Origin of the sequence: Peptostreptococcus stomatis DSM 17678 (assembly GCF_000147675.1) — a bacterium.
In the GTDB taxonomy this organism is placed as follows: Bacteria; Bacillota; Clostridia; order Peptostreptococcales; family Peptostreptococcaceae; genus Peptostreptococcus; species Peptostreptococcus stomatis.
Genome location: NZ_ADGQ01000003.1, coordinates 1 through 569 on the forward strand (window position 1 = coordinate 1; position 569 = coordinate 569).

Annotated in this window: 1 protein-coding gene; it reads right to left on the bottom strand. The window is 28.1% G+C overall.

Annotation, left to right across the window (positions count from 1 at the left end; genetic code table 11):
• Positions 1 to 189 precede the first annotated feature (189 nt).
• Positions 190 to 315: a hypothetical protein gene (locus tag HMPREF0634_RS10030; RefSeq protein ID WP_007788018.1), complete on the bottom strand. Its 126-nt coding sequence runs from the start codon at positions 313 to 315 to the stop codon at positions 190 to 192.
• Between the last annotated feature and the right edge of the window lie 254 nt (positions 316 to 569).

The following is a 569-nucleotide window of genomic DNA, read 5'->3' on the forward strand; positions in this document are numbered from 1 at the left end:
ATCAATGTTTGTACATGGTGTATAGACTTCTTAATCCTTGAGCTAAACCAAACACCATCGTAAAAAATGATAGAATAGTCATTGTTATTGTCACTTCGCCATAATTTAGAAAACTTTTTAAAAAAACCACAGCTGCAAGAATACCAGCAATTATTTGCAGTATTGCTAGGCTAATATTAAATTTATTATTCATAGTTGACAATCCTTTTCTAATAATTTAAACCTACTTAGTATCTTCTTACCGAAAGGCTTGTTGGACTCCATATAAATAATATTTATATCGCCCTTATACCTTTGAGGATTTATATATTCCATAAAAACCTCTCCTTACAATTTATTTACAAACTGGCCAATTTAGTTATAAAAATTTTTTTATTTATTTGTTTATATCATATATACTATAAAATGTCAACCATATTTTCAGAAAAAAAAAACTTTTCTGAAAATATTGTCTAAGAAATTGTTGAAATTCTCTTTGGATTTCTGTAATTCATAAAGAAAAGAAGTTTCTTTGGAGTGTACCACACTTAGGGCAAGAGTCTGGCCTATATGAAAGCTTTCCCTTTAGT